Genomic DNA, 19652 nt, shown 5'->3' with positions numbered 1-19652 from the left:
GACGCCGGTTCTGACTTTGCTCACATCTTCAGCGCTGCGGTGAATCCTGAATCGCTTTCGCGAGCAAGCCCGCTCCCACATTGGGCGTGTTAGCAACACAAACCTCGTGTGGGAGCGAGCTTACTCGCGAATAGGCCCGTCAGCGATGCCTCAACTGACTAATGAAGCCTCAAGGGTAATCTTCGCATTCAACACCTTGGACACCGGGCAGCCTTCCTTGGCCTTGTTGCTCAGTTCCTCGAACTGCGCCTGGGTGGCGCCCGGGATCTTCGCCTTGAGAATCAGTTTGATCGCCGTGATGGCAAAGCCGCCGTCCACCTGGTCCAGGGTGACTTCTGCCTGCGTGTCGATGCTGTCGGCCTTGAGGCCGGCGTCGCCGAGGATCATCGAAAACGCCATGGAAAAACAGCCGGCATGGGCGGCGCCGATCAGTTCTTCCGGGTTGGTACCCTTGCCACCTTCAAAGCGGGCCTTGAAGCCGTAAGGCGCTTCTCTGAGGACGCCGGTCTCGGTCGAGATCGAGCCGATGCCGGTTTTCAGATCGCCTGCCCAATGCGCGGATGCTTTCTTCACGATAGCCATGTCTGCCTCCTCAAGATCTGGCGCGGGACGCCGCACCGTGGTGGTTTTTGCTTGCAAGGCTTCTGAGGATAGACGTCGCGACAAAGTTCAGCTCAGGTGAATCGTTGACTTTTTTAGTAGGATTTTCCCCTCAGCTATTGAAACTCGGGTATATGCCCTCATTGCACAGAAGACGCTTATGCATTTGGCAGGTTTTCGTTCGCAAGAAAAACCTGCCTCCTTATTCGGAGACGCAGGTTTATGAAGCAACTGTCCGACGTAAAGTTTTCTACCCTCGATCTGGTGCCCGTGCGCGAGAACGGCAGCCCGGCGCAATCGCTGCGCAACTCGCTGGACCTGGCGCAACACGTCGAGAAATTCGGCTACACCCGGTTCTGGGTCGCCGAGCACCACAACATGGACGGCATCGCCAGTTCCGCCACGTCGGTGCTGCTGGGGTATCTGGCCGGTGGCACCTCGACGATTCGCGTTGGCTCCGGCGGGGTGATGCTGCCCAACCATGCGCCGCTGGTGATCGCCGAGCAGTTCGGCACCCTGGAGAGTCTGTACCCGGGGCGCATCGACCTCGGCCTCGGCCGTGCGCCCGGTTCCGACCAGATGACCGCCCGCGCCCTGCGCCGTGAGCGCTCCGGCAGTGCCGATGATTTCCCGGAAGACGTCGCCGAACTGGTGCGCTTCCTCGGCCCGCGTACCCCGGATCAACGGGTGATCGCCATGCCTGGCACGGGCACCAATGTACCTATCTGGTTGCTCGGCTCCAGCCTGTTCAGTGCGCAACTGGCCGGTGAGCGCGGCTTGCCCTACGCCTTCGCCTCGCACTTCGCCCCGCGCTACATGCACGAGGCGATTCGCGTCTATCGCAACCACTTCAAGCCATCGGCGGTGCTCGACAAGCCGTACGTGATGCTCGGTGTGCCACTGGTGGCGGCGGATACCGATGAGCATGCCGACTACCTGGCGACTTCGGTGTACCAGCGCATCCTCGCGCTGATGCGCGGGCAAAGCCTGGTGCAGCGCCCGCCAGTAGCAAGTATGGACGGCCTGTGGTTGCCGCATGAGCGCGAGGCGGTGGGGGATTTCCTCGGTTTGGCGATGGTCGGCAGCCCGCAGAAGATCCGCGCGAAACTGGAAGTGCTGGTCGAGCAGACCCAGGCAGATGAGCTGATTTTCACCTGCGACCTGTATGAACACGCCGATCGCCTGCATTCCTACGAACTGCTGGCGCAAGTGATGAAGGGATAACGCCGGCCCCCGTAGGAGCTGCCGAAGGCTGCGATCTTTGATCTTTGTTTTTCAAAGCAAAATCAAAAGATCGCAGCGTGCCGCAGCTCCTACAGAAAATCAGCGCCCAGAAAAAAGCCGACGCTTTCGCGTCGGCTTTTGCATTTCAGGCGTAGATCAACCGCGTTTGTAGACGATTTCCTTGGTGCCGCCTTCACAGGTGCCGACGACCTTGCCGTCAGCAGCAGCGCCCTTGTCGACAATCTCCAGCGAATAGCTGGAGGCACCCTTGGCATCAATCTTCGCCGCGATCTCGCTTTTCAGCTCCTCACAAGGCTTGCCAGCAGCAAACGCGCCACCCGCAAGGCTCAACAAACCTACTGCCAATATGAACTTCTTCATCGGTCGCACTCCCTGGTCGGATTAAAAGAGGCGGGCATCGGGTATCCCGATGCGCTCACCTTGTAGCGCATTGCCATTCCTATGGCACTCGGCCAGCGCGCAAGTTCAGAAGCGTAGCCCAAACTCAGCTGCTGGCAATCCGGAAGCCGACTTTCAGGGTCACCTGGAAATGTGCAGCCTTGCCGTCCTTGATGTGGCCACGGGTCTCGACCACTTCAAACCACTCCAGGTGCTTGATGCTCTTGTTCGCTTCGGCCAGCGCGTTATTGATGGCGTCTTCGATGCTGCTGGTGGACGAGCCGACCAGCTCGACTTTCTTGTACGTGTGGTGGTCACTCATGGCGATCTCCTTGGCGTGTGGAATTGAGACTAGCAGTGAATCTGCTCTGCTGAATTCGGTGCCAAGGCGCAAGTGAAGTTCAGATTTTCTGCACTTTCTCGAACCGCTGAAGTCCCAACCAACACACGCCACTCATCACCAATGCAGGAGAGTCACCATGGCCAACAACTCGTTACGTAAAGCCTCATTGCAAAGCATGGAAGCCGAGATCGAGAGTCTGCTCAAGTCGCTGGAAAGTCTGAAAGACGACGCGTCCGACGAGTCGCGCAAGACCCTCAAGGCGCTGAAAAGCAATGCTGAAAGCGCGCTGAAGCATTCACGCAATCTGCTCAGCGATGCTTACGAAGAGGTCAAAGTGAAAACCCGTGAGACCAGCATCGCCACCCGCGATTACGCTCAGGAACACCCTTGGACCACCGCCGGTGTGGCCGTCGGCGCAATCGGTCTGCTGGCCGCCTACTTGCTGTTCAAACGCGGCGAGTGATCCGTCTGGCGCAGCTCGTTCTTGAGCCACTGCGCCAGTTGCCGGGCGCGCCCGTCCGCGGCGCGCTTGGGTAGCCACAACGCCAGTTGCGCCGGGGTTTCACAGAAGCCCCACGGCGCAACCAGGCGACCGGCCTTCAGATCCTCCGCGACCAATGGCTCTGGCGCGATCGCCACACCGAGTCCGGCCACGGCGGCTTCCAGCAAATAATATAAATGCTCAAACCCTTGCCCGAGCTTCAACGCCTTGGCGTCGAGGTGGTTTTGCTGTGCCCAGCTCGGCCAGGCTTGCGGGCGCGAGGTGGTGTGCAGCAGCGGTTCGCTGAGCAAGGCTAGCGCCGGCGCGGACTGCAGGCGCTGGTAACCGCTGAACCGCGGACTCATTACCGGCCCGATACGCTCTGCCGCCAGCTCGTACACTTGCATGTCGGCCGGCCACGGCGGTTCGGCAAACAGCAGCAAGGCGTCGAGTCCGGGGCGCCGTGGATCGAGATCGCCTTCGCCGGCCGACAGGTGCAGACGCAGGTCCGGCAGATCGGCATTCAATCGTCCCAGACGGGGAATAAACCAGCGCGCCAACAGGCTTCCCGAACAACCGAGCACGAACGGTGCGTCGGCGGTGTTTTGCGTCAGCTCGGCACACACGCTGCGCAATCGATCAAAGGCCTCGCCGCTGGCGTCTCGCAGACGAATGCCGGCATCTGTGAGTTTCAAGCCGCGTCCATCCTTGACGAACAGACTCACGCCTAGGTGTTCTTCGAGTACTTTAAGCTGGCGGCTCACCGCGCCGTGGGTAACGTGCAGCTGTTCGGCTGCCTGACTGACACTGTTCAGCCGGGCGGTGGCTTCAAAGGCACGCAAGGCATTCAGCGGGGGAAGGTCATGGCTCATGGTATCTGTGAGATTTCCTGACAGGTTGTGGCGATCTTATCGGTTTTCAGCTTGGAAGGTGAGCGGTAGAGTGGCGTCATTGTCTTCTGACCCGAATTCACCTGGAGCACCCCATGAGCCAGACTTCGAACACTTCCAATCTGCGCAGCGGCCCTGATGATAATGGCCTGTTCGGCGCGTTTGGTGGGCGCTACGTCGCCGAAACCCTGATGCCGTTGATCCTCGATCTGGCCCGCGAATACGAAGCGGCCAAGGAGGATCCGGCGTTCAAGGAAGAGCTGGCTTACTTCCAGCGTGACTACGTCGGGCGTCCGAGCCCGCTGTATTTCGCCGAGCGTCTGACCGAGTTCTGCGGCGGCGCGAAGATTTACCTCAAGCGCGAAGAGCTGAACCACACCGGGGCGCACAAGATCAACAACTGCATCGGCCAGATTCTGCTGGCGCGGCGCATGGGCAAGAAACGCATCATCGCCGAGACCGGCGCCGGCATGCACGGCGTGGCGACTGCCACGGTCGCTGCACGCTTCGGTCTGGACTGCGTGATCTACATGGGCACCACCGACATTGAGCGGCAGCAGGCCAACGTGTTCCGCATGAAGCTGCTGGGCGCCGAAGTGATCCCGGTGGTGGCTGGCACCGGCACCCTGAAAGACGCGATGAACGAAGCGCTGCGTGACTGGGTGACCAACGTCGACAGCACGTTCTACCTGATCGGCACCGTGGCCGGCCCGCACCCGTACCCAGCAATGGTGCGCGACTTCCAGGCCGTGATCGGCAAGGAAACCCGCGATCAGTTGCAGGCTCAGGAAGGGCGTCTGCCGGACAGCCTGGTGGCTTGCATTGGCGGCGGTTCCAACGCCATGGGTCTGTTCCATCCGTTCCTCGATGACAAGAGCGTCGAGATCATCGGCGTCGAAGCGGCCGGTTACGGCATCGAAACCGGCAAGCATGCGGCCAGCCTCAACGGCGGTGTACCGGGTGTGCTGCACGGCAACCGCACCTTCCTGCTGCAGGACGACGACGGCCAGATCATCGACGCCCACTCGATTTCCGCCGGCCTCGACTATCCCGGCATCGGCCCCGAGCACGCCTGGTTGCATGACATCGGCCGCGTCCAGTACACCTCGGTGACCGACGACGAAGCCCTCGAGGCGTTTCACAAATGCTGCCGCCTGGAAGGGATCATCCCGGCACTGGAAAGCGCGCATGCGCTGGCAGAAGTATTCAAACGCGCACCGACACTGCCGAAGGATCACTTGATGGTGGTCAACCTCTCGGGCCGTGGCGACAAAGACATGCAAACCGTCATGCACCATATGGAACAGCCAAAGCAGGAGAAACACTGATGAGCCGCCTGCAAACCCGCTTTGCCGAACTCAAACAGCAGAACCGCGCCGCGCTGGTGACCTTCGTCACCGCCGGTGACCCGGACTACGCCACCTCGCTGGCGATTCTCAAAGGTCTGCCGGGGGCTGGCGCCGATGTGATCGAGCTGGGCATGCCGTTCACCGACCCGATGGCCGACGGCCCGGCGATTCAACTGGCGAACATCCGTGCGTTGGGCGCCAAACAGAATCTGGCGAAAACCCTGCAGATGGTTCGCGAATTCCGTGAAGGCAACAGCGACACGCCGCTGGTGCTGATGGGCTACTTCAACCCGATCCACATGTATGGCGTTGAGCGGTTCATCGCTGATGCCAAGACAGCGGGCGTCGATGGCCTGATCGTGGTCGACATGCCGCCAGAGCACAACGCCGAGCTGTGCGATCCGGCGCAGGCTGCCGGTCTGGACTTCATCCGTCTGACTACGCCGACCACTGACGATGCGCGTCTGCCGAAAGTGCTCAACGGCAGCTCCGGCTTCGTTTACTACGTGTCGGTGGCCGGTGTGACCGGTGCTGGCGCGGCGACGCTGGAACACGTCGAAGAGGCGGTGGCCCGTCTGCGTCGGCATACCGACCTGCCGATCAGCATCGGTTTCGGCATTCGTACCCCGGAACAGGCGGCGTCCATCGCCCGCCTGGCGGATGGTGTGGTGGTGGGTTCGGCACTGATCGACCACATCGCCAATGCGAGCACGCCGGACCAAGCCATCGACGGTGTCCTGAGCCTGTGCTCGGCCTTGTCCGAAGGCGTGCGTAAGGCTCGCGTCAGCTGAGGGTAAAGTTCCTGATACAGAGGAATTAGCGTCTCGCTGCACAGACTAAATCAGCAAGATCGAGGGCTTCAGGACTACGTTCTGAAGCCCTTTTGCTGTCAGTGCAGTGAGGAAAGACCCGATGAAAATGCCGAAACGTCTGATTGCCGGACTGGGTGTGCTGATGATCAGCGCGACGCCGCTGCTGGCCAGCGCCGATCCACGCGACGATCGCGACCACGGCGGCCCGCCACCGGGCCATTTCGACAACCACGGCGACGATCACCGTGGCCCGCAGAACGACCACCGTGGCGGCCCGCCGCGGGATTTCGGGCCGGTGCGGCAGACCATTCGCGACAACCACGGCTATTTCGTCCGTGGTGCACCGCCACCGCCGGGCATTCATCTGGAGCGCGGCCGGCCGCTGCCCCACGGCTATTATGGTGAGCGGCTGGATGGTCGGGCGCTGAGTCGGCTGCCGGTGTACCCAGGCTATGAGTGGCGTCGGGCCGGGGGCGATATCGTGCTGATCGCCGTGGGTACCGGGATTGTTTACGAAATTCTGGACGGTGTTCTCTACTGATCGACAGGTAACAAAAAGATCGCAGCCTGCGGCAGCTCCTACATTTATCCCTGTAGGAGCTGCCGCAGGCTGCGATCTTTTGCTTTAAGGCAATTCGAGGCCGCCAGCGGCCTTGTGCAGTTTGCGCAAATGCTCGCCAATCTGCTTCACGTTGGCTTCGCTGGCGGCAATCTCCGCCGCGCGCTTGGGTTCCAGCAGCTTGCGCACTTCCTTGTCCAGGTCGCCGCTCAACGCCAGCAGTTGTTTCTGGCGTTGGCTGCTTTCATCTTGCAGGCGCTTGAACTCACTCGGTTGCGGCAGGCCATAGCCGCGACTGTCGAGCAGTTCTGCCGGGCGACTTAGGAAACCACTGTTGGCGAGAATTTCCTGCAGGGTCGCGTTGGCCTTGTCCATGCCGCCGTTCTCCAGCTCGCGGGCGCCGAGGTAGCGCTGCTTGACCTCATCCTGAGCCAGCAACAACTGGCGGCGATAGCTCGCCTGTTCCAGCAGCAAGAGCGCGGCACTGGTGCGCAGGTCGGCGCGTTCGAACCATTGCCGGCGCTCCTCGGCAGACAGCGATAGCCAGTCCTCGACGGTGGTCTGTTTGATCGGCAACTGCTTCTTCAACACATCGAACATCGCCTGGTAGCGATCGCGGAACGAGTCGAAGCGATAGCCCAGGCGCAGCGCTTCCTTGGAATCGTCGAGCACGCTGGTGTCGGCCAGGCCGCGGCCCTTCAATACCTCGAGCAGACCGTTGGGCATGATGCTGTCGAGGCCGACCAGTTGTTTGTTGTTGCTGCCACTGCGCAGCAGTTTGAGGCTTTCCACCGCACAGTTGTTGGAGAGGAAGAAGTAGTTGCCGTCATAGCTCCAGTGCATCTCGGCAGCGTGTTCGACCACTTCTTCAATCTCGTTGCGTGAGAGATTTAGCGGTACTGACGCCAGGCTGCGCAGTTCGGTCTTGGTGTACTCGTCGATCACCTGAGCCAATGGCAGCACGAACAGCCGCGACGGGTACTTGCCGACCAGCCCGTCCCAGCTCGACAGCTGCACGTCACCGACAAAGGCGCGGTAGGACAGCACCAGATGCTGGTCCAGATCGAGTCGGCAATCCGGCCCCCGTGGTCGCCCCGGGGCGCAGATCACCAGACGCAACATGCTGTGGCCCCAGCGGCTGACCCAGTTCTGGTTGGCCTCGGCCAGCAGGTAGTCGACGGCGTACACCCGCTCCGGATCGACCTGCCCCAGTGGCTGTTTGGCGAAGTCGTTGCCGGCATTGAGGAAGGCGAAGGTGTTGCTGCAGGTGTCCTTGGCCGGCGGCGCCCAGCCGAAGCGCTCCTTGTAGTAGCGATAGAGCGCCGGACGGCGGCAGGCGTAGCTCGGGTCGAGGAGGAAGTACTCCATGTTGACCGCGACAAACTCTTTCGGGCTGGAGATCTCGTACAGGTCCGGGCTGCGGGCCACCTGACGGTTGTGCTGCTCACGTTCACCGCGGCGCCCGACATACTGCTGCCAACCGGCGAGGTCGAGCAGACGCGGGTCATCGCTCAAGGTGAAGCGCCGCTCGGTCTGACCGCGACATTCATCGGGAATGCCGACCAGGCCGGCGCTGTTGCTGCGGCGGGTGCAGCGCTGGATCAGCGTGCGCTCGGCGGCAGGCCACAGGCGCGCGCGGTCATAAATGTGGGTCAGTTCGTGGAGCACTGTCGCCAGCAATTCCTGGCGTACGGTGCCGTGCGGGCGATTGGTTTGCTCTTTGGCCGCGCTGCCGTCGGTGAGGCCGGCCAGCAGTTTGCGGTTCAGGTCGAGTTCGGCCACCAGGGTCGCCTGGCCGTAGGCGTTGCCGGGCATATCGTCGGTCCAGCCGACGTCGATACGTCGGTCCAGCTGCTCGACGAAGCTGGGCGGCAGTTTCTGCATCGCTTCATCAAGCAGCGCCTGGCTGGCCTGTTGCTGGGCGGGGCTCAGGCCGTCGGTCTTGAGCCGCAGTTGCAGGCTGGCGTGGGCGCTGTTGCCAAGCAGCAACAGTGCCCCGGCCAGCAGCCAGGCGCCGAGTGACCTCACAGTGCGAGGATGGCTTCGGCAAGCACCTGATCACTGGCATCGCGGGCTTCCGGCACGCGCGTGCGCAAGGTATTGAGCGCAGCTTCCAGATGCGCACCACGGATGTCGCCGTTGGTGGCCACGAAGCTGGCTGCGTCGTCGTGGGCTTCGCGGATGATTTTCGAGTCGCGAATCGACGTGGTGGTGTCGGAGGTGAAATCGATGGTGCGCTGGGAGGCGCGGACAATGATGTTACTGGTGGCTACCAGGGTGTGCGCCTGGGCCACATCGGCCAGCAAAAACAGGCCAAGGGCGGCAGCAATCAGCGGGCTACGCATGGAACGACTCCGGAAGGACAATGTTAACGAAGGACTGGGATAACTATTGGACGAGAATTGCCTGTGCCAGTTCAAGGTCGCTGACATGAAGTTTTGGACGGGATTTGCGCAGGTAATGCAGTGCGGATTCAAGCTGTGCGCCACGCCATTCACCGTCACTGGCAACAAACGCCGCCGCATCGTCGTGAGCAGCGAGCAACAGTTTACGGTCGAACGGCGCCGAAGACACCATGCCGGTGGCCCAGACCGTCACCACGGTGTTCTGCGTGGAGACATCAAAGGCGTCGACCGAGGTCGCCCAGCAGGCGCTGATCAAGGCAGAAGGGATAAGCAGATGGGTCAGAAAACGCATGGGACTCGATAATGGTTAGCGAATCTCAAGGCTAGCGTAATGCCCGGGCCAGAGCCAGCGGCGAAACATCGGGACACGACTGGCGTGTCCCGTCCGGCTAAGCCAGGTCAGATCGCCAGAATGGCTTGCGCCAGCTGGGTGTCGGTGGCTTTCAGTTGCGGAGCCTGGTGGCGGATCAGGTCCAGCGCACTTTCCAGCTTCACGCCGCGAATCTGGCCCTGGCTGGCAACGAAGCTGGCTGCGTCGTCACGGGCGGCGATCACGACTTTGTTGTCGCGCAGTGAAGAGCTGACATCGGACGTGGCGTCCGAGGAGGACTTCAGCGCGCCGACCACGGCGTCGGTGGTCACGATGAAGCTGGTGGCGCTGGCGTTGGCAGCCACGGCCAGCAAGGCGGCAGCGCTGAGCAGGCGAAGACGGGTCATGGTGTATCTCCTGAAAGTAAACCGTATTGAGAGGTGGCTTGTGTCTGATCAGTCAGACGCGAGTTACAGAAGATTCGCCACGTTCTGCCGTGGATATTAGGCTTGCGCGCCGGGTTCGGACAGTGGGCAGAATGCTAGCGCCAGAAAGGTTTCTCCAGTTCGTTGCGCCTGTCAGCGTGGCTGAGGCCCAGGTCCGCGAGGTCGCGCTGATCGAGCTGAGCCAGCAGACGCCGCGTTCTGGCGCGCTCCAGACCTTGCCATAAGTCACGGAGCAGGCGGCGCAGTGGGTGCGAACGGACATGCGGGTGAAGTGAAATGGTTGAAACATCCTGTAAGTCTTTCATGGCGCATTCCCTAAACCGAGGAGGAGTAAGGGACATGCTGCGCCGGATGAATTGTGAGCAGCAGATACACCGAAGCAAAATTGTACTGGTTCAGATTTATAATTATTAGAACTGTACCTGTCGTTGCTACAAGTCGCTGTATGGGCGCTTTTCAAACCCCGAAACGACAAGACCCGTCGCGGTTTCCCGCGACGGGTCTTGTGTGTTCAATTCGGGTTGCTGGCGGTGGGTCTAACGACCAGAGCCAGCGACGCTACTTAGCGCCAGAACGGCTTGCTCAGCTCTTCGTAGCGTTGTGCTTCGCTGATACCGGCGTCAGCCAGCAGACGCGAATCCAGACGAGCCAGTTGGTGGCGGCTGGAGATGCGGCGCTGCCACAACATCAGGTTGGCGATAACGCGCAGAGGCAGGGAAGCCTGGTTTTTTGCAGCTTTGTCTTCGAAGAACAGTTCGGAACTGAGTGTACGTTCCATGGTTGACATCCTTCCGCTTGTGGCGGGATCAGGTAGTGGTTTGACTGGTGCCCATGATCCTCTCCCTTGCCTAGTCTCTCTAGATACAGTTCAACTGTATTGTGAGTGTGCAGTTAACTGTTTATAGGCAGTGTATGGGTCAAAATTGAGCAAACTGTACCTGTCCGCACTTAAGTGGTGCGTTTTTGTTCAAATCGAAGGGTGAGGTAGGCAAACGCTGTAGGAAAACACCGGTACAGCAGTACAGTTTTTTCCAGATTGGGCGGGGTGAACAAGCCGCTGACACAAACTGTGTTTGCGTCAGCGGTTGACTGTGAAAGTTAAACCCCGAGCATGCGCCCGGTTTCTTCCAGATTAATGTGCCAGCTCAGGGCTTGGCGCAAGATGTGCGGGGTATGACCACCGATGGCGCAAGCGGCAGTGAAGTAGTCATTCAGTGCCTGACGGTAATCAGGGTGCACACAGTTATCGATGATCACCCGTGCGCGCTCGCGTGGGGCCAGGCCGCGCAGGTCGGCCAGACCGACTTCGGTGACCAGAATGTCGACGTCATGCTCGGTGTGGTCAACGTGGCTGACCATCGGCACCACGCTGGAGATCGCCCCGCCCTTGGCGATCGACTTGGTCACGAACACCGCCAAGTGTGCATTGCGCGCGAAGTCGCCGGAGCCACCGATGCCGTTCATCATCCGCGTGCCACAGACATGGGTGGAGTTGACGTTGCCGTAGATGTCGAACTCCAGCGCGGTGTTGATGCCGATGATGCCCAAGCGGCGCACCACTTCTGGATGGTTGGAGATTTCCTGCGGACGCAGAACCAGTTTGTCCTTGTACTTCTCCAAGTTGCCGAACACATCGCTGTTGCGCCGCTCCGACAGGGTGATCGAGCTGCCCGAGGCGAAGCTCAGCTTGCCGGCATCGATCAGGTCGAAGGTCGAGTCCTGCAGTACCTCGGAGTACATGGTCAGGTCTTCGAACGGCGAATCGATCAGGCCGCACATCACCGCGTTGGCGATGTTGCCGATCCCGGCCTGCAACGGACCGAGCTTGTTGGTCATGCGCCCGGCGCCCACTTCCTGCTTGAAGAACGCGATCAGGTGCTCGGCGATGGCGTTGGTGTCGACGTCCGGGGTCGACACCGTGGACGGCGAGTCCGCCTGCTGGGTGATGACGATCGCGACAATCTTCTCCGGCGGAATCGGAATCGCGGTGCTGCCGATGCGATCGTCGACCTTTACCAGCGGGATCGGCGTGCGCGTCGGGCGATAGGTCGGGATATAGATGTCATGCAGGCCTTCGAGGTTGGCGTTGTGTGCCAGGTTGATCTCGACGATCACCTGCTTGGCGAAAATCGCAAAGCTTGCCGAGTTGCCCACCGAAGTGGTCGGTACGATGTGGCCCTGTTCAGTTATGGCGACGGCCTCGATCACAGCGATGTCCGGCAGCTTCAGTTGCTGGTTGCGCAACTGTTCGACGGTTTCCGACAGGTGCTGATCGATGAACATCACTTCGCCGGCGTTGATTGCCTTGCGCAGGGTGCTGTCGACCTGGAACGGCATGCGCCGCGACAGTACGCCGGCTTCAGTCAGTTGCTTGTCTAGGTCGTTGCCCAGGCTGGCGCCGGTCATCAGGCTGATCTTCAGCGGCGTGACCTTGGCTCGCTCGGCCAGTGCGTGAGGGACGGCTTTGGCTTCGCCGGCGCGGGTGAAGCCGCTCATGCCGACGGTCATGCCGTCTTCAATCAGAGCGGCGGCGTCGGCGGCGCTCATCACTTTATCCAACAACGAAGGCAGGCGAATACGGTCACGGTACATGGATTATTTTCTCGGGAAGCGAGTAGCAGGATGCGCAGTCTAGTGAATTTCGCGGGCGCCTGTCCCGCTACCAAGGTCGCAAACGAGGCGTCTATTTGGCGGGTTTGAAGTAAAACACCGTTACCGGATGTGCAACAACGCGGCAAATTGTCCGACGCTTTGCGCAAACGAAAACGCCCCGACAAGTCGGGGCGTCCGGTACTGCAGCGCTGGATTACTCGACCGCTTTGACCATGTCTTCGATAACTTTTTTCGCGTCGCCGAAGACCATCATGGTCTTGTCCAGGTAGAACAGTTCGTTGTCCAGACCGGCATAACCGCTGGCCATCGAGCGCTTGTTGACGATGATGGTCTTGGCCTTGAATGCTTCGAGAATCGGCATGCCGGCAATCGGCGATTTCGGATCGTTCTTCGCGGCCGGGTTGACCACATCGTTGGCGCCGAGCACCAGCACCACGTCGGCCTGGCCGAACTCGGAGTTGATGTCTTCCATCTCGAACACCTGGTCGTAAGGCACTTCGGCCTCGGCCAGCAGCACGTTCATGTGCCCGGGCATGCGCCCGGCCACCGGGTGGATCGCGTACTTCACGGTCACGCCACGGTGGGTCAGCTTCTCGGTCAGCTCTTTAAGTGCATGCTGCGCACGCGCCACTGCCAGACCGTAACCCGGGACAATGATCACGGTATCGGCGTTGGTCAGCAGGAAGGTCGCGTCGTCGGCCGAACCGGATTTCACCGGACGGGCTTCTTTGGCGCCTGCCGGGCCAGCGTCGGCGGTGTTGCCGAAACCGCCGAGCAGTACATTAAAGAAGGAACGGTTCATCGCCTTGCACATGATGTACGAGAGGATCGCGCCGCTCGAACCCACCAGCGAGCCTGCAATAATCAACATCGAGTTGTTCAGCGAGAAGCCGATACCCGCTGCGGCCCAGCCCGAATAGCTGTTGAGCATCGACACCACCACCGGCATGTCGGCGCCACCGATCGGGATGATGATCAGCACGCCCATCACGAACGCCAGAGCCAGCATCAGCGCGAACGCGGTGAGGTTACCGGTGAGCATGAAGGTCACGCCCAGTACCAGTGTCGCCAGGCCCAGTACGGCATTCAGCTTGTGCTGACCGGCGAACTGTACCGGCGCACCCTGGAACAGGCGAAACTTGTACTTGCCCGACAGCTTGCCGAACGCGATCACCGAGCCGGAGAAGGTGATTGCGCCGATTGCCGCGCCAAGGAACAGCTCCAGACGGTTGCCCGCCGGAATCGAGTCGCCCAGTTGCTTGACGATACCCAGCGATTGCGGCTCGACCACCGCAGCAATTGCGATGAACACCGCCGCCAGACCGATCATGCTGTGCATGAAGGCGACCAGTTCCGGCATCTTGGTCATTTCAACGCGCTTGGCCATGATCGAACCGGCGCTACCGCCGATCAGCAGGCCGACGATCACGTAACCAATGCCGGCAGTAGCGAGCTCGGCGCCCAACTTATAGATGAGGCCGACAGTGGTCAGGATTGCCAACGCCATGCCGAGCATGCCGAACAGATTGCCGCGTCGCGAAGTGGTCGGGTGCGACAGACCTTTGAGGGCCTGGATGAAGCAGATCGACGCGATCAGGTAGAGCGTCGTGACGAGATTCATGCTCATTACTTCGGCGCCTCTTCTTTTGCTTTCGGGGCTTTCTTCTTGAACATCTCAAGCATGCGGCGGGTGACCAGGAAGCCACCGAACACGTTGACCGCTGCCAGTGCGACGGCGAGGGTGCCCATGGTCTTGCCCAGCGGCGTGACGGTGAGGGCGGCAGCCAGCATGGCGCCGACGATCACGATTGCCGAGATGGCGTTGGTCACCGCCATCAACGGCGTGTGCAGCGCAGGTGTAACGTTCCAAACCACGTGGTAACCGACATAAATCGCCAGCACGAAGATGATCAGGTTGTAGATACCGGGGGAGATAAGCTCTTCCATCGTCTGAATCCCTGCTTAGGCGTTTTTGCGGATGACTTGGCCGTCGCGGCACATCAGGCACGCGGCGACGATGTCGTCTTCGAGGTTGACGTCGAACTGGCCTTCTTTGGTGAACACCAGCTTGAGGAAGTCCAGCAGGTTGCGCGCATACAGCGCCGAGGCGTCTGCCGCGACTTCACCGGCCAGATTGGTCGGGCCGGCGATAGTCACGCCGTTCTCGACCACTACCTGATCGGCCACGGTCAGCGGGCAGTTGCCGCCCTGGGCCGCAGCGAGGTCGATGACCACCGAGCCCGGTTTCATCTGTGCCACGGTGTCCGCGCTCAACAGCGTCGGTGCCTTGCGGCCCGGAATCAGTGCGGTGGTGATGACGATGTCTGCCTGTTTGGCGCGTTCGTGCACGGCCAGGGCCTGACGCTGCATCCAGCTCGCCGGCATCGGGCGCGCGTAGCCGCCGACACCGACCGCGCATTCGCGCTCTTCATCGGTCTCGTACGGCACGTCGACGAATTTGGCGCCGAGGGACTCGATCTGCTCCTTCACTGCCGGACGCACGTCAGACGCTTCGATAACCGCACCCAGACGTTTCGCCGTGGCAATCGCCTGCAACCCGGCCACACCTGCGCCGAGAATCAGCACGCGCGCCGCTTTCACGGTGCCCGCGGCAGTCATCAGCATCGGCATGAAGCGTGGGTAGTAGTGCGCGGCCAGCAACACAGCCTTATAGCCGGCAATGTTTGCCTGCGACGACAGCACGTCGAGGCTCTGTGCGCGGGAGGTGCGCGGCGCCGCTTCAAGGGCGAATGCGGTAATCCCGGATTCGGCCATTTTCGCGATGGTTTCGTTATTGAACGGATTGAGCATCCCCACCAGCACCGTGCCGCGCTTGATCAGCGCGAGTTCGGCGTCGCTGGGGGCGACCACTTTGAGAATCAGCTCGGCACCGAACGCATCATTGGCACTGCCAATGGTTGCGCCGGCTGCTTCATAGGCACTGTCGACCACACTGGCTTTAACGCCGGCGCCGGTTTGCACAGTGACCTTATGACCTTGGCTGATCAGCTTCTTAATGGTTTCCGGGGTTGCAGCAACCCGTGTTTCACCGGTCTGGGTTTCGAGAGGAACACCAATGTGCACGTCAAATCTCCTGCGTGATCTTATTGAGTAAACCCAGGCACTGCGGATGGTGCGACTGGGGCGGCCGATCAGCACAATCCCGCCAAATCAGAGCGGGGCGCGGCATTTTGCAGGCGAACTATATGCCCTTCAAGGGATTATGACGGGTGACGGAAAATTAACTACAAGTCATGCCGTGACCGAATGTCGCAGATGGCCAGTTGAATCCCTTGCGGGCCGTGCCTTGCAAGGATTCTGGCCGAATTTTAAAAAAATTCGCATCGGCGGCGTGAATAGGCAGTAATGAGTCGCGAATGGAGGCTCAAAGCCACGTCCGCAGGCGCTTGTGGGACGTCTGTACGACTTTCGGATACAGTCTGCGATTTTGCGACAAATACTTATATCTGTAGGGCTTTGGATTTTCTGACTACCGGGTTAACAATTGCTGCAACCCTTTATTCTTCGAGGTTGTAGCTGTTTGCCTGTTTCACCAGCCAGTCGCGAAATGCCTTGAGCGATGCCGATTCCACTTTTCGCTCGGGAATCATCAGGTAATACGCCTTGAGACTGGAGAGCGCATTCGGGTTGGCGATCACCAGGCGATTCTCGGCCAGTTCGCGCTGGATCAGGAACGGTGGGATCAGCGCAATGCCCATGTCATGCATGGCCGCTTGGGCGAGCATGGAGAATAGCTCGTAGCGTGGGCCTGTCATGTCACGCGGGATGTTCAGGTGTTGCGAGTTGAACCATTGACGCCAGGCGTAGGGGCGGGTGGTCTGTTGCAGCAGTGGCAGCTCGGCAATCTCGCCGGGTGTCAGATGTGTCTGGCTGCCGAGTAGGGCGGGGCTGCACACCGGCATCGGATTTTCGCCCATCAATCGGTGGGATTCGGTACCCGACCAATCGGCGTCGCCGAAGTAGATGGCCGCGTCGAAATCGGTGTCGGCAAACAGGAATGGCCGGGTGCGGTTAGTCAGGTTGACTGTGACTTCAGGATGCTTGAGCTGGAAATCCTTGAGCCTTGGCAGCAGCCATTGCGTGCCGAAGGTCGGCACCACTGCCAGTTCGATCACGTTGGTGCCCTGCTGGCCCATGACCGAGAGCGTGTCGCGCTCGACGGCATCCAGTTGCGTGGCGACCCGACGGCTGTAGGAAAGGCCGGCTTCAGTCAGCTTCACCCCGCGTCGCGAGCGTCGGAACAGTTCCACACTGAGGAACTCCTCAAGGCTGGCGATCTGTCGGCAAATCGCGCCTTGGGTGAGGGAAAGTTCTTCGGCGGCCCTGGTAAAGCTTTCGTGGCGCGCGGCGGCTTCGAAGCTGATCAGGGCGGCGGTGCTGGGGATCTTCCTGCGCATGTACATCAACCTCACTAATACGCCGCATAAAAGGCATTCAGCGACGTTTCGGAGTGAGAAATTAGCACAACAGGATGCAAAATCCTCGTTTGCCGCGATGGCGAACCGGGCCTAGGATCAATCCCACGTCAATTCACCGATTTGCGAGGACACACTCATGGGCGCTAAAGCTAGCTTCAACTGGATCGATCCCCTGTTGCTGGATCAACAGCTCACCGAAGAGGAGCGCATGATCCGCGACACCGCCGCCCAGTTCGCTCAGCAGAGTCTGGCGCCACGTGTCCTCGAAGCTTTCCGTCATGAGAAAACCGATCCGGCGATTTTCCGCGAAATGGGCGAAGTCGGCTTGCTCGGCGCGACCATCCCTGAGCAGTACGGTGGCAGCGGTCTGAACTACGTCAGCTACGGTCTGATTGCTCGCGAAGTGGAGCGTGTCGACTCCGGCTACCGTTCGATGATGAGTGTGCAGTCCTCGTTGGTGATGGTGCCGATCAATGAATTCGGCACTGAAGCGCAGAAACAGAAATACCTGCCGAAACTGGCGTCCGGCGAATGGATCGGCTGCTTCGGTCTGACTGAGCCGAACCATGGCTCCGATCCGGGCGCGATGATCACTCGGGCGCGCAAGGTCGACGGCGGCTACAGCCTGACTGGGGCCAAGATGTGGATCACCAACAGCCCGATCGCCGATGTATTCGTGGTCTGGGCCAAGGACGATGCCGGCGACATCCGTGGCTTCGTGCTGGAGAAGGGCTGGAAGGGCCTGAGCGCTCCGGCGATTCACGGCAAGGTCGGTCTGCGCGCATCGATCACCGGCGAAATTGTCATGGACAACGTTTTTGTGCCTGAAGAGAACATCTTTCCCGATGTGCGTGGCCTGAAAGGTCCGTTCACCTGCCTGAACTCTGCACGTTACGGCATTTCCTGGGGCGCATTGGGCGCTGCCGAATTCTGCTGGCACACCGCTCGCCAGTACACCCTGGATCGTCAACAGTTCGGTCGTCCGTTGGCTGCCACTCAGTTGGTCCAGAAGAAACTGGCTGACATGCAGACCGAGATCACGTTGGCCCTGCAAGGTTGTCTGCGCCTGGGGCGCATGAAGGATGAAGGCACGGCGGCGGTCGAGATCACTTCGATCATGAAGCGCAATTCCTGCGGCAAGTCGCTGGATATCGCTCGGATGGCCCGGGACATGTTGGGCGGCAACGGTATCTCCGACGAGTTCGGTGTGGCCCGTCACCTGGTCAACCTGGAAGTGGTGAATACCTATGAAGGGACGCACGACGTCCACGCGTTGATCCTCGGTCGCGCGCAAACCGGTCTGCAGGCGTTCTATTAACAGGAGAGCGACGATGGGCGCGCTGTCGCATCTGCGGGTTCTGGATTTATCACGGGTACTGGCCGGGCCGTGGGCCGGGCAGATCCTCGCCGACCTTGGCGCCGAGGTGATCAAGGTCGAGCGCCCGGGTAATGGCGACGATACGCGCGCCTGGGGGCCGCCCTTCCTTAAAGACGCTTATGGGGAGAGCACCAGCGAGGCGGCCTACTATTTGTCGGCCAACCGCAACAAGCAATCGGTGACCATCGACTTCACGCGTCCCGAGGGGCAGCAGCTTGTGCGGGATCTGGCTGCAAAGTCGGACATTCTCATCGAGAATTTCAAGGTCGGTGGCCTGGCGGCGTATGGACTGGACTATGCGTCGCTGAAAGCGATCAATCCGGACCTGATCTACTGCTCGATTACCGGATTCGGTCAGACCGGGCCGTACGCCAAGCGTGCGGGTTACGACTTCATGATCCAGGGGCTGGGCGGGCTGATGAGCCTGACCGGACGCCCCGAGGGGGATGAGGGCGCAGGGCCGGTGAAGGTTGGGGTGGCGCTGACCGATATCCTGACGGGTCTGTATTCGACGGTTGCGATCCTTGCGGCTTTGGCGCATCGGGATCACGACGGCGGTGGACAACATATCGATATGGCGTTGCTGGATGTCCAGGTTGCGTGTCTGGCCAATCAGGCGATGAACTATCTGACTACGGGCAATGCGCCCAAGCGTCTGGGTAATGCTCATCCGAATATCGTGCCTTATCAGGACTTTCCTACGGCCGACGGTGATTTCATTCTTACCGTGGGGAATGACGGGCAGTTCCGCAAGTTTGCCGAGGTGGCCGGGCAGCCGCAGTGGGCGGATGATCCGCGTTTTGCCACGAACAAGCTGCGGGTGGCGAACCGGGCGGCGCTGATTCCGCTGATTCGCCAGGCGACGGTGTTCAAGACCACAGCCGAATGGGTCGCTCAGTTGGAGCAGGCAGGCGTGCCGTGTGGGCCGATCAATGATCTGTCACAGGTTTTTGAGGATCCGCAGGTAAAGGCGCGTGGTTTGGCGATTGAATTACCTCATGCGCTGGCGGGTATGGTGCCGCAAGTGGCCAGTCCGATACGTCTCTCGGAGACACCGGTCGAGTATCGGCGTGCTCCGCCATTGCTGGGCGAGCATACGCTGGAGGTTTTGCAGCGGGTGCTGGGTCTGGGTGCTGGAGCGGTGGCTGCGCTGAAGGGCGATGGCGTGCTGTGAGCTTCCCTTCTATATAGAAGCGCGCTGATTCCTTCTTCTATATAGAAGGGATTGGCTTCTTTTTAGCCTGCCTGCAAGTTATTGAAAGAAAACTGAAATTAACGGTTGACGGCAGATCCAGGAGGTCTATAATTCGCCCCACTTCCGGCGCAGTCGAAACGGAAAACTCCTTGAGATTCAACGAGTTACGCAGTTTTCGGCAGCGGCTTGCTTCAGTTCATCGAAGCCTC

At 60.4% G+C, this 19652-nt stretch carries 22 protein-coding genes; 7 read left to right on the top strand and 15 right to left on the bottom strand.

The window, feature by feature from the left end:
• Positions 1-150: 150 nt before the first annotated feature.
• Positions 151-582 (bottom strand): OsmC family protein, encoded by a 432-nt coding sequence (locus ACXR0M_RS00110; protein WP_458828814.1) that lies wholly within the window; start codon positions 580-582, stop codon positions 151-153.
• 240 nt (positions 583-822) lie between these two features.
• Between ACXR0M_RS00110 and ACXR0M_RS00105 the strand changes: the two genes are divergently transcribed.
• A complete protein-coding gene (locus ACXR0M_RS00105) occupies positions 823-1824 on the top strand; it encodes an LLM class flavin-dependent oxidoreductase (protein WP_458828812.1) in 1002 nt (333 codons plus the stop codon).
• A gap of 156 nt (positions 1825-1980) precedes the next feature.
• Here the strand turns inward: ACXR0M_RS00105 and ACXR0M_RS00100 are convergent, their stop codons facing one another.
• Together ACXR0M_RS00100 and ACXR0M_RS00095 are read right to left on the bottom strand one after the other, a co-directional pair.
• Positions 1981-2205, bottom strand: a complete 225-nt coding sequence (locus ACXR0M_RS00100; protein ID WP_458828810.1) for a DUF1161 domain-containing protein — start codon at positions 2203-2205, stop codon at positions 1981-1983.
• Between the two features lie 124 nt (positions 2206-2329).
• A complete protein-coding gene (locus ACXR0M_RS00095) occupies positions 2330-2545 on the bottom strand; it encodes a dodecin (RefSeq protein ID WP_027610201.1) in 216 nt (71 codons plus the stop codon).
• Between the two features lie 157 nt (positions 2546-2702).
• On the opposite strand from ACXR0M_RS00095, the gene ACXR0M_RS00090 reads away from it, so the two are divergent.
• Complete coding sequence (locus tag ACXR0M_RS00090; protein ID WP_458828808.1) at positions 2703-3029, top strand: DUF883 family protein; 327 nt, start codon at positions 2703-2705, stop codon at positions 3027-3029.
• Here the strand turns inward: ACXR0M_RS00090 and ACXR0M_RS00085 are convergent.
• Positions 3002-3919: a LysR family transcriptional regulator gene (locus ACXR0M_RS00085; protein WP_458828806.1), complete on the bottom strand. Its 918-nt coding sequence runs from the start codon at positions 3917-3919 to the stop codon at positions 3002-3004. The genes ACXR0M_RS00090 and ACXR0M_RS00085 overlap by 28 nt on opposite strands.
• Before the next feature lie 113 nt (positions 3920-4032).
• Between ACXR0M_RS00085 and trpB the strand changes: the two genes are divergently transcribed.
• The 3 genes from trpB (at position 4033) to ACXR0M_RS00070 (ending at position 6639) form a co-directional block, all read left to right on the top strand.
• Entirely contained in the window at positions 4033-5265 is a 1233-nt protein-coding gene (gene trpB, locus ACXR0M_RS00080; protein WP_458828805.1) for a tryptophan synthase subunit beta, read from the top strand.
• A complete protein-coding gene (gene trpA / locus ACXR0M_RS00075; RefSeq protein WP_458828804.1) occupies positions 5265-6077 on the top strand; it encodes a tryptophan synthase subunit alpha in 813 nt (270 codons plus the stop codon). Before trpB ends, trpA begins: the two co-directional genes overlap by 1 nt.
• A 121-nt stretch (positions 6078-6198) precedes the next feature.
• Complete coding sequence (locus ACXR0M_RS00070) at positions 6199-6639, top strand: anti-virulence regulator CigR family protein (RefSeq protein ID WP_458828802.1); 441 nt, start codon at positions 6199-6201, stop codon at positions 6637-6639.
• Between the two features lie 84 nt (positions 6640-6723).
• On the opposite strand, the gene ACXR0M_RS00065 is transcribed toward ACXR0M_RS00070, so the two are convergent.
• From ACXR0M_RS00065 to ACXR0M_RS00015, 11 genes are all read right to left on the bottom strand, one after another.
• Positions 6724-8685 carry a DUF7844 domain-containing protein gene (locus ACXR0M_RS00065; RefSeq protein WP_458828800.1) on the bottom strand — a complete coding sequence of 654 codons (1962 nt, stop codon included), beginning with the start codon at positions 8683-8685 and terminating at the stop codon, positions 6724-6726.
• The gene (locus tag ACXR0M_RS00060; protein ID WP_007911662.1) at positions 8682-9002 is read right to left on the bottom strand and encodes a DUF2388 domain-containing protein; all 321 of its coding nucleotides are present in this window, start codon (positions 9000-9002) and stop codon (positions 8682-8684) included. Before ACXR0M_RS00060 ends, ACXR0M_RS00065 begins: the two co-directional genes overlap by 4 nt.
• Before the next feature lie 43 nt (positions 9003-9045).
• The gene (locus ACXR0M_RS00055) at positions 9046-9354 is read right to left on the bottom strand and encodes a DUF2388 domain-containing protein (protein WP_458828797.1); all 309 of its coding nucleotides are present in this window, start codon (positions 9352-9354) and stop codon (positions 9046-9048) included.
• A 107-nt stretch (positions 9355-9461) separates the two neighbouring features.
• Entirely contained in the window at positions 9462-9779 is a 318-nt protein-coding gene (locus ACXR0M_RS00050; RefSeq protein ID WP_458828795.1) for a DUF2388 domain-containing protein, read from the bottom strand.
• A gap of 134 nt (positions 9780-9913) precedes the next feature.
• Complete coding sequence (locus ACXR0M_RS00045) at positions 9914-10123, bottom strand: DUF1127 domain-containing protein (RefSeq protein ID WP_458828794.1); 210 nt, start codon at positions 10121-10123, stop codon at positions 9914-9916.
• A 257-nt stretch (positions 10124-10380) separates the two neighbouring features.
• Entirely contained in the window at positions 10381-10596 is a 216-nt protein-coding gene (locus ACXR0M_RS00040; RefSeq protein WP_007962833.1) for a DUF1127 domain-containing protein, read from the bottom strand.
• A gap of 320 nt (positions 10597-10916) precedes the next feature.
• Positions 10917-12410 (bottom strand): acetyl-CoA hydrolase/transferase family protein, encoded by a 1494-nt coding sequence (locus tag ACXR0M_RS00035; protein ID WP_458828792.1) that lies wholly within the window; start codon positions 12408-12410, stop codon positions 10917-10919.
• Positions 12411-12624: 214 nt separating this feature from the next.
• Positions 12625-14058, bottom strand: coding sequence for an NAD(P)(+) transhydrogenase (Re/Si-specific) subunit beta (locus ACXR0M_RS00030; RefSeq protein WP_458828790.1), 1434 nt, complete (start codon positions 14056-14058; stop codon positions 12625-12627).
• Positions 14058-14378: an NAD(P) transhydrogenase subunit alpha part 2 gene (locus ACXR0M_RS00025; protein WP_003220416.1), complete on the bottom strand. Its 321-nt coding sequence runs from the start codon at positions 14376-14378 to the stop codon at positions 14058-14060. The genes ACXR0M_RS00030 and ACXR0M_RS00025 overlap by 1 nt, the downstream gene beginning before the upstream one ends.
• Positions 14379-14393: 15 nt before the next feature.
• Positions 14394-15515, bottom strand: coding sequence for a Re/Si-specific NAD(P)(+) transhydrogenase subunit alpha (locus ACXR0M_RS00020; protein WP_458828787.1), 1122 nt, complete (start codon positions 15513-15515; stop codon positions 14394-14396).
• Between the two features lie 434 nt (positions 15516-15949).
• Positions 15950-16849, bottom strand: coding sequence for a LysR family transcriptional regulator (locus ACXR0M_RS00015; protein WP_458828786.1), 900 nt, complete (start codon positions 16847-16849; stop codon positions 15950-15952).
• Positions 16850-17006: 157 nt separating this feature from the next.
• Here ACXR0M_RS00015 and ACXR0M_RS00010 point away from each other — a divergent pair, with 157 nt between their 5' ends.
• On the top strand, positions 17007-18188 hold the full coding sequence (locus ACXR0M_RS00010) for an acyl-CoA dehydrogenase (RefSeq protein ID WP_458828784.1): 1182 nt from the start codon (positions 17007-17009) through the stop codon (positions 18186-18188).
• Positions 18189-18201: 13 nt separating this feature from the next.
• Entirely contained in the window at positions 18202-19422 is a 1221-nt protein-coding gene (locus tag ACXR0M_RS00005) for a CaiB/BaiF CoA transferase family protein (RefSeq protein ID WP_458828782.1), read from the top strand.
• Positions 19423-19652: the final 230 nt, after the last annotated feature.

Source organism: Pseudomonas sp. Eth.TT006, assembly GCF_054456575.1.
The sequence above is the reverse complement of the archived record's forward strand: the minus strand, read 5'-3'. Positions and strand labels throughout refer to the sequence as shown.